At 38.1% G+C, this 8,995-nt stretch carries 9 protein-coding genes and 3 pseudogenes; 3 read left to right on the top strand and 9 right to left on the bottom strand.

All coding sequences use genetic code 11. The annotated features are described in order from the left end of the window. The first annotated feature begins 138 nt into the window (after positions 1-138). Positions 139-624 carry a MarR family winged helix-turn-helix transcriptional regulator gene (locus BTN49_RS08100; RefSeq protein WP_097356757.1) on the top strand — a complete coding sequence of 162 codons (486 nt, stop codon included), beginning with the start codon at positions 139-141 and terminating at the stop codon, positions 622-624. Between the two features lie 136 nt (positions 625-760). On the opposite strand, the pseudogene BTN49_RS22350 reads toward BTN49_RS08100, so the two are convergent. After that, positions 761-1,582, bottom strand: a pseudogene (locus BTN49_RS22350) (IS982 family transposase). A gap of 1,034 nt (positions 1,583-2,616) precedes the next feature. Here BTN49_RS22350 and BTN49_RS08110 point away from each other — a divergent pair. Further along, complete coding sequence (locus tag BTN49_RS08110; protein WP_097356758.1) at positions 2,617-3,372, top strand: DNA repair protein; 756 nt, start codon at positions 2,617-2,619, stop codon at positions 3,370-3,372. A gap of 32 nt (positions 3,373-3,404) precedes the next feature. On the opposite strand, the gene BTN49_RS14105 is transcribed toward BTN49_RS08110, so the two are convergent. The 8 genes and pseudogenes from BTN49_RS14105 to tnpA form a co-directional block, all read right to left on the bottom strand. Beyond that, the gene (locus tag BTN49_RS14105) at positions 3,405-3,557 is read right to left on the bottom strand and encodes a hypothetical protein (protein WP_158523701.1); all 153 of its coding nucleotides are present in this window, start codon (positions 3,555-3,557) and stop codon (positions 3,405-3,407) included. A 65-nt stretch (positions 3,558-3,622) separates the two neighbouring features. After that, the gene (locus BTN49_RS08115) at positions 3,623-3,856 is read right to left on the bottom strand and encodes a hypothetical protein (protein ID WP_097356759.1); all 234 of its coding nucleotides are present in this window, start codon (positions 3,854-3,856) and stop codon (positions 3,623-3,625) included. A gap of 69 nt (positions 3,857-3,925) precedes the next feature. Beyond that, positions 3,926-4,057, bottom strand: coding sequence for a transposase (locus BTN49_RS20960; protein ID WP_097356760.1), 132 nt, complete (start codon positions 4,055-4,057; stop codon positions 3,926-3,928). A 1,015-nt stretch (positions 4,058-5,072) separates the two neighbouring features. Next, positions 5,073-5,726, bottom strand: coding sequence for a helix-turn-helix domain-containing protein (locus tag BTN49_RS08125; protein WP_158523702.1), 654 nt, complete (start codon positions 5,724-5,726; stop codon positions 5,073-5,075). Positions 5,727-6,181: 455 nt separating this feature from the next. Next, positions 6,182-6,868, bottom strand: a complete 687-nt coding sequence (queC, locus tag BTN49_RS08130) for a 7-cyano-7-deazaguanine synthase QueC (RefSeq protein ID WP_097356762.1) — start codon at positions 6,866-6,868, stop codon at positions 6,182-6,184. A 142-nt stretch (positions 6,869-7,010) separates the two neighbouring features. After that, positions 7,011-7,106: pseudogene (locus BTN49_RS22355) on the bottom strand (IS5/IS1182 family transposase); the annotation flags it as partial. Continuing rightward, positions 7,105-7,984, bottom strand: a pseudogene (locus BTN49_RS22360) (IS982 family transposase). The pseudogenes BTN49_RS22355 and BTN49_RS22360, both read right to left, overlap by 2 nt. 329 nt (positions 7,985-8,313) lie before the next feature. After that, on the bottom strand, positions 8,314-8,673 hold the full coding sequence (gene tnpA / locus BTN49_RS08140) for an IS200/IS605 family transposase (protein WP_097356763.1): 360 nt from the start codon (positions 8,671-8,673) through the stop codon (positions 8,314-8,316). Positions 8,674-8,717: 44 nt separating this feature from the next. Between tnpA and BTN49_RS08145 the strand changes: the two genes are divergently transcribed. Beyond that, the coding region (locus tag BTN49_RS08145) for a helix-turn-helix domain-containing protein (protein WP_148664875.1) at positions 8,718-8,995 on the top strand (278 nt) is incomplete at its 3' end.

Below are 8,995 nucleotides of genomic sequence, written 5' to 3' on the forward strand. Positions count from 1 at the left end.
ATAGTCGCATACTAGTTGCCTTTTGTGTAAGGTTTAGAGAGGTTCGTAGGAATATATTTCTATTACAGTATATGTTTATTTCACAAATGATGCTGCATTTTTAAATGGTTTGTTGGGGTTTTCTAAGGAGACGCTTCGATGGAGAAGCATGAGGAAGTACTAGTAGCGCTTCGGCAAATCATCCGAGCAATTGATCTGCATTCCAGAAAGTTAAAAAAGGAAGCTGGTTTAACTGGCCCACAATTAGTTTTGATGAGAGCAATTGTCGATTTAGATGAGGTGACCATACGTCAACTGTCAAACCATACCAATATGAGTCAAGCAACAGCAACGACGATTCTTGACCGCCTCGCTAACCGCAATCTGATTGTGCGAGTACGAAACAATATGGATAAGCGGAAAGTGCATGCCCATCTGACTCCTGAAGGTCTTCGAACACTCCAGCAAGCCCCAAAACCACTACAACAGAACTTTATCTCTCGTTTTCATGCATTAGAAGAGTGGGAGCAATCTCTGCTCATTTCTTCTGTTCAACGCATTTCTTCAATGATGAATAATAATAGTATTAACACTACACCTCTTTTGGCAGTCACCTCTATTACAACATCTCATAACTCCATATAAAAAGAGGATCTCTCCCGATATTTTTCAAATCGTCACTTAGAATGATGACTTTCTTACTCGAAGTATGTATTTAACTTCAGATCTGCATAAGGCATTATTTATCAAGCCGAGTCATCTGGATACTCGGCTTCTTTGGTTAAAATAAATATGCGATGAGCCCCGCCAACAAGTTGCCCATAAATCTGATACAACTACGGTGCCGAGAATACTCGATTTGGGATATATTTTTTAGTTGGTCAAAAACAGTTTCAATAATAAATCATTTCCGGAGTATCAGGCGGTTCCAAAGCTTCATCACTTTTGGTTCATATTTTTTACACCTATTATCAGTGTCACCCTCTTGTCTTCGAGTTCCCACTCCACTAGATCAGTGATATAACCTTTGTCTCCGTATAAACACCTCCAAAGATCGTCAGCCATTTCCTACACAGGTCTTCTATCATCCACGTTAGCCGTTGTCACTCTGACTAATATAATGCTACCTTGGATCATTGATACTAAGGTGTAATTTGAAACCATATAACCACGCCATCGTTCCTTTTTCTCGCTTCGCGGTACCTTTAAAAACCTAATGTCTAAAAATGCGTAGATTGTGACAAACCTGTAGCTTAGACGAATAAACAAAGACAATCCCTGTCGGCTTTTCCTGACGGTGAGTGAGGTAAGAGCAAAGCGGGCACCAGAATATCTTGAATGAGCTCGAACATTCGCGTGTAGTTGACTAATTCAGCAAATTTATTGGTGAGTCCGAGGCAGATAAAGTGGATGTAATAGGTTTTGAAGTCTCGATACCCCGATTGATGAAAAGCTATCACTATAGTCATCACTTCGCTTACGGAGAGGCGAAAAGGCTTATTTCTTTATTTGATACCGGAATAAATTAGGTATTTTTCCATGCAGGAAGGAAAGTTTAGCAGAAGTCGTCGACATCGACGGAAATAGCATCTAAGTTATTCATATATAAGTCCTTATGCAGGCGATATTTTTTAAAAGATCAGATCGCTACTTGGGTATTTAGTTTATTACTTATGCGCAACTCAGGTTAATATAAAAGAGGAAACTAACTACCGAAAGTGCTACGCTCTTCTATCCAAATAAACAAACTGGACTACCATACTAAAAGTACATTCTCCTCATCCTCTTTTAGCCTGTAGATATGCATGGCTCATAAACAGTTAAATGACAATAATTGATTTCATATTAATCAACGATTGGCTGATGGTGATTTCTTTAGTTAGATTACCTGAACACTTGTAGGTGGTGTTGTTGACATTGAATAATGCTATGATATTACTGATGAAAATACGGAGTTAAGTCATTCCAAAATTGATACTGTCGTTGGGACTTGGCACAAGTATTTTTTATTTTACGTAGGGATTTTTTTCCAGAAAATATATGTGGTGGGGCTTAAGGCATGTCCTTTACCGTGATTAATAAAGATAATAAGTTCTGCTGCATCAGAAAGATACCCAATAAGTAGGTGTGGGTACTGTAGTGGAAACGTTTATTTAAATTGTGAATTCTACCTCTTATGACTTCAAAACCCTCGCGTTAGACAACAGTACAAACTTCGCCAATCATGAGGAGGTCGATGAAAGCACAGATATTAATTTTTATTTTAGCCAGACCTTATAGGTCGAGTGATTAGGGGCTGAATGAGCATACCAATGATCTGATAAGGAGATTCTTACCAGAAGGAACTGACTTTAACGAGGTTAGTAATGAGGAAGTGACCAAGATAAAACATATCCTCAACACACGTGGTAGAGCTACTCTCTGGTATCGTTCACTTAACAAGATCTTTTGAGAGTATTTAATGGCAGATTAAGATCTAACACCTGCGCATCTCACCTAACGGAGAGCGGAGATGATGAAAGATAGACATTCATGTAGTTTCCTTAGATCGAAAATAGTATTAACAAACTATGCCCATAGTAGCAGATCGTGTATGTTAGGAAGTCTTAGTTTAACAAGGAATATAGACGCCCACTTATGAATATCGCCTTAATTGGTGCCTTGTGCATCATCCTACTTAGTCTGATTGTTGGTTATAATATCATGGCTCAGCAACGACAGCGTATAGAGTCATCAAAACGCCAAGAAACTGCTAAATATATTGCAGTTATTGACGCAACAGAAGAGCTTATCGGTAACGCACATTCCCTACCATACAGTAGCACTTTGTTGGTATCCCTGAATCAAAAGATCCTTGATTCTTTAAAGAAAATACATGATATTGACAAGTCTGATCGGTCACTTTCACAACGAATTTCGGATGTGCAAGAGCAAGTAAATCAAATAAAGCAGGCCTATAAAAATAAAGAATCTACTTCCTTCCGCGTACCTGACAGTGACCGTGAGGCCATTTCAATGCTGAAGCTGGTCAAGCGTTTACGTGCTGTTATAAAAGCTGAACATACAAAAGGTCGCATGCAAACACAAGCGTTCGTTACCGAAAACTCACGTTTAGAACAAATGCAGGTAAAAATTAACATTGAAAACGTATTAAAGCGCGTTAATGATGCAAAAATAAAAGGCCAAATTGGTACCGCTCAACAACTACTAAAAAAAGCATTGGACGTGGTGAGTAATAAAAGTGATAGTTACTGCGTATTGGCAAAAGATTCATTGTCCACCATGTTGGATGAAATCAACCTAACCCTAAGAAAAGGTAATGATATAGCCAAATCAAAAAGGAATGAAAGCGACGAACTAGATGAACTGTTTGCCCCTAAAAAGAAATGGTGATAGACCCTAGACAATAATTAGGGAAAATGTAACTAGGTTTCCATTTCTCCCACTAACTGTCCTTCTACCGACAAAATTTTTACTTTCATGGTTCTTTCTCTTAAAAAATATTTTGGTATTGAATAACAAATTTTTGTAAAAGAATACCAATCACACATTCTTAACGTCATAGCCTTTAGTACCATCAGTCTTTTTTATCTTCCTCTATACTCAAAGAATTTTAAAATGCTCGATTTAACAGGTAATCAACTTAAGATCTGTATAGGGTGGCTTTTTCAAGCCGAGTAATTTTACGATTAAGCTTTTCTGGTTGGAACGTATAAGTAATGAATCCAGTAGTCAGGTTGACCATAAATCTTCCAGCATTTCGTGCCGAGGATGCTCTATTTTGGATATGTTGTTTAATTAAACAAATATTGTCCCGATCATAAATTGTTTTTTCAACATTAAGACGATTCCAAAGCTTCATCACTTCTGGTTTCATGTTCTTCCGTGTATTAATACTGAGAGTGACCCCTTTCCCAGCGAATGCTTTTTCGAGGGAGCAAGATAACTACCCCTTATCTATATAGAGAGACCCCCAGAGATTATTGATCATATCTTGCACGAGTTTTTTGTCATCAACATTGACTATTGTTACTTTTACCGAAATGATACCACCTTGGTCGTTGATGATAAGGTACATTTGAAAGTCATGGAGCTATCCCATCGTCCCCTTCCCTTGTTTTACCACTTCCTCAAATCCGCGTTGCCGTGGAATACGTTCATTATGACAGAACTGTGGTTAGGTTAAACCAACGAACACGATGCCAGTAAGTTTAATTTGGTGGTGAGTCAGATAATAACCAAGGGAAACCATAGCGTTTTATGTCACCTTAAGCATACGCGTATAACTAACCAGATCAGGAAATTTACCTGTTAGGGGATAGCGGACAAATAGCGTGTAATCCTTTTAACGATCACGACAATGAGCTATGGTCAACTGAATCAGGAAATGAGTTTACATGATACTCATAAGCTCTTCCTTTTACACCTATTGATTTTCTTTTCATCTAATTTTATATTCTTGCTCTATGGTTAATTCCTCTAGTTGTTCTAGGTAACCCCTCTAATTCTACCAATTCATTAGTTTGATACTACTCTTTCATATTTCCTTTCAACCTCATAAACAATATAACGGAAGTTAACACACCCATGAATACTATAAAATACAATGAGTTATAATCTACAACGTATGTGCCTTGCCTTTTATAAAGAAATGATGGATGTAAATCAAATCAATGGATTTTGCTTTAAAGAGATCGTGTGTTAAATAAGTTGATTTCCATATAGAAAATAAATTCTTTCATAGATTACGAATCCTTGTTAAAACACATGATATCTGCAACAGTCGATAACTCACTTTCCTGTCATACTAACGAACCATTAAGCTTATTAAATATATAACCTTTGAAACCCCTACGTAGTATACACAAAACCCTTAATTCGCATATGCACCAAAAGTGGATAGCTGGTCTATGGATAGCACTTAATCACAGAGAAGGTCGAGAAAGTATCGGGAAGTTATCCACAAGCAGCCTTATTTTACCTCTGTTGTTAACCATTACGTAACATTACAGATAAATAATAGACACATTATTTATATGCACAAAAAAGCCCCTACAACGAATACTAAAGGGGCTTGGTGTGTTTTGTGGAACTTACAATGATACCCCTCCTGATGGGTTGGTATTATTGAATCCATAGCGTTTAAGAATGGTATTGATATACATTAACTGTGCACTTGCTGATATATCAATAAGGTCATCCCGCTTTTCTACTCGCTTACGAATGATATTAACCGCCTCGGAGCAACTAGTGATACCTTGGATCGTTTTTTTAATTGAAGTGCCAGAGATACCCATCCAGACGGCTTTTAATTGTCTTTTTTCATACTCTATTACGCACGTTAACAACGCGATGGAGTAGTGATGTTCCATCTTTTTTTGTTGCTGCTTCACGCGCTTTCTGAATGCATCAATAAGTTTATTACTTGCCATTTCACATGCAAGCAACGTAAAAGCATCATTAACATAATAAATATTATTGAAGAGAATACCGTTCTGGTCACATACCATACCAGATTTAGGATCGCAAGGGTCATTATCACCAGTGAATGCGGGTCTAATAATTCCTGTTTGGATCATTAGAGATAAATGCCTAAGTATAGTTGATTGACTGAGTTTTAATTGATCGCAAATTTTATTTTGTGTTTCACATTTACTACAAAAGCTGCGGGTTTCAAGGTTGATATTAACAATAATGAATTTTTCTATTTCATCAAAGTTTTTGCATTGATTGCGCTTTTTAAACACATCAATACTCATCTCGTTAAAATGCACTAAGAAACCAGGATTTGAGCGTGCTCCGTATTTATCAAAAACATTAAAAACGCAAATAACCCAACGAGTAGGCTGTATTTTATGCCTTTATCAACCTTGGTTTTGATAATATTTAAATCCTTAGCTAAGGATTAGCTAAGCGCATCTATAGTCGTATTAAAAATAATAATCCTTCAAAGTAAACCAGCTTGCACCACCGGCTATTTTTAATAAGTTTATCGGGTCTTTTTCGGTCGATAAGTACAATGTTGGTGAAGAGATAACAGTGCTTTAATATATCATTGTTAATGCTTTCACAGGCTTTAAATTGCCAATGAATATCTACCATCAAGTCATGGCTAACCACTCCACTTAGAAGTAGCCGTTTAGCTCGGTACATGCTTTTAAATAACCTTACATAAGAATGTAACTTTCAAGGGAAGACAGCTTTACTTACTTTTGTTGTTAAGCTCGGTCATCACCACATCTTTGTCTTGTAAGTATTTATTTAAACCTTTTTGTCTCAAGTCACATGCAGGGCAGTTAGCGCAACCTTTGCCAATGATATCATTGTAGCAAGTCAGGGTGTTATCACGAACATATTCTAATTTATTGAATTTGTCAGCCAGTGCCCATGTCTCCGCTTTATTTAACCACATTAGTGGTGTACAGATCTCCAATGGATGATCCATGCCAAGTACCAATGCTCTGTTCATCGCGTTGATGAAATCATTACGGCAGTCAGGATAACCGGAAAAATCGGTTTCACACACGCCCGTAATAACGGTGTTTGCTTCCAGTTGATACGCGTAAATACTAGCCAGCGTAAAAAATAAAATATTACGTCCAGGCACGAAGGAGTTTGGCAGTTCGTTTTTTTTGAGTTTATGCGATACCGGAATGTTTTTGCGCGTCAGTGAACTGGTCGCAAGTTCATTAAGCAAACCGACATCCATCACTTTATGCGAGGTTGCACCTAGTTGTTTGGCAATATCGCGGGCGACATCAACCTCATGTAGGTGACGTTGGTTATAATCAAACGTGATACAATGCACTTCATCGAATGATGATAATGCTTGAATTAAGCATGTGGTCGAGTCCTGACCACCGCTAAACACGACAATGGCTTTTCCCATGAATTTATTCCTATACTGCTGTGCCTGATAGGTGAAATGGTAGCTTAATTTTAAGTGTAGCTACAGCGTAACCTATAGTTCAACAGGGCGTTATTGATTAAAACAGGCCTATAACACACTGATCTAAACATTTCTTACAGTCTTAATCTGTTTGCTGGCGGGCAGGCATACCGAGTCTTATAACTTTGTTCATCGCTTTCACATTTGCCCGCGCTTCACTAACTTGAGCATTGTAATTAACCTAAGATCTGCATAATCGATTGCTTATCAAGCCGAGTCATTTTGATACTCGGCTTCTTTGGTTGAAATAAATAAGCGATAAGCCACGGCATCAAGTTAACCATAAAGCTGATACAACTACAGTGCCGAAAATGCTAGAGTTGGGAGCTGTTTTTTAGTTGGTCAAAACCGGTTTCAATAATAAATCATTTCCGGAGTATCAGCCGGTTTTAAAGTTTCATTGCTTTGAGTTTCATTTTTTTACACCCGTTATCAGTGTCACTCCCTTGTTTGCAAGTTCCCGCTCAAATTGACTAGAGATATACCCTTTGTCTCCTTATAAACATCCCCAAAGCTCGTCAACCATTTCTAATATAGGCTTTCTATTATCCACGTTAACCTTCGTCACTTTGACTGAGATAATGCCACCTTAGTCATTGATATTAAGGTGTAATTTGAAACCATATAACCACCCCATCGTTCATTTTTCTCGCTTCGCGGTACCTTTAAAAACCTGATGTCTAAAAATGCGTAGATTGTGACAAACCTGTAGCTTAGACGAATAAACAAAAACCATCCCTGTCGGTCTCACCTGACGGTGAGTGAGGTAAGAGCAAGGTGGAACTAGGACACATTGCATGAGCTTGAGCATCCTAGTATAGCTAACGAATTCAGGATATTCGTTGGTGAGGTAGCGACAAACAAAGTGGATGTAATAGGTTTTGAAGTCTAGATACTCCAATTGATGGAAAGCTATCACTATCGTCATCACTTCGCTAATTTAAGAGGAGAAAAGGCTTGTTTCTTTGTTTGATACCGGAAGAAATTAGACGTCTTTGCCCATGCAAGAAGGAACGTCTGGCAGAAGTCAACGAAAATTGCGTCTACGTTATTTATATCCAAGTCCTTGTGCAGTCAATAGTTTATTTCAAACGATCAAATTGCGACTTTGGCATTTAGTTCATTTCTTATGCGCAGCTCAGATTATTTAGTAGCTACAAATAATACAGGTGAATGATTGGTAGGTTGTATTGATGAATGTGATGTGGGTAAACTAACTCGTTTTTTACAGTGGTATTGACGTAACCGAATGTGTCGATATCGCACGAGAGGAAATCACATTGGTTACATTTGGTATGACCAGTGTTATGCACTGTGCCGCTATGTTGTGGATAAACTATAGAATAAGCCTACTGGTGTTGAACATTTAGCTTGCGCAATCCCGTTCATTCATGGGCGGGTCTAGCAAGTAGTAACCTGGATTTTCTCTTATTGGCTGCTAGTGATGCCCTTAAAGATCGTTCGTTGGGTGGGGCATTTTGACTTTCTATATATTTTTTAACAACATCTAAGCTGGCACCACCACAAGACACGACACAATAACTAGGAGACCAAAAATGATTACCCCAGTGCATGGTCTTAACGCAATCCCAAAATTCTCGACGAATCATATAAGAAGATTTCCCTTTTAACTTCCCGACCAAGCTAGCTACTGCAATTGTGGGGCGTACAGCAACTATCATGTGAACGTGATTATCCTCTCCGCCAAACTCAATGAGTTCACATTTGATTGATTCATGAAGGATATTCTAATAAAACACTTTTCATCAATCACTTAGGCGCAACTTAGTTGTTAACAGGTATTAAGCTACGCGCTAACCCAACATCTAATCAAAAGCTGATATTAAGTCAGTGGATGGGCTGTGCCAGATTAATTTGGAATGCCAAGGTTGACGAGGAAAAGTATTACCGTACCTTTGCGCGCAAGTATCATCCAATAGGTACTTATGCACCTATTGATCAGAAAGCGGCTCAGTTTAAATCCAAAGAGCTAACGCCTTGGCTATACCAATGCCCCAGTCAGATCATCCGAAATAGTGCCACCAATTGGTACAATACTTATCAAAA

The sequence above is a fragment of the Candidatus Enterovibrio escicola genome (assembly GCF_002464935.1).
In the GTDB taxonomy this organism is placed as follows: domain Bacteria; phylum Pseudomonadota; class Gammaproteobacteria; order Enterobacterales; family Vibrionaceae; genus Enterovibrio; species Enterovibrio escicola.